The organism is Bacillus sp. SIMBA_008, assembly GCF_046535495.1.
Classification (GTDB): Bacteria; Bacillota; Bacilli; order Bacillales; family Bacillaceae; genus Bacillus; species Bacillus subtilis.
Genome location: NZ_JAWRWL010001466.1, coordinates 1 through 209 on the forward strand (window position 1 = coordinate 1; position 209 = coordinate 209).

Annotated in this window: 1 tRNA gene; it reads right to left on the minus strand. The window is 52.2% G+C overall.

From position 1 onward, the window contains the following. Position 1: 1 nt before the first annotated feature. Positions 2-75 (minus strand) — tRNA-Asp (locus tag SB658_RS28355). Positions 76-209: the final 134 nt, after the last annotated feature.

Below are 209 nucleotides of genomic sequence, written 5' to 3' on the forward strand. Positions count from 1 at the left end.
GCGGTCCGGACGGGACTCGAACCCGCGACCTCCTGCGTGACAGGCAGGCATTCTAACCAACTGAACTACCGGACCATATTTGTATAAGATTATTTTAGTTGTACCCTTAGGGCACTCCTTATTTAATCATATATTTGGTTGCGGGGGCAGGATTTGAACCTGCGACCTTCGGGTTATGAGCCCGACGAGCTACCGAACTGCTCCACCCC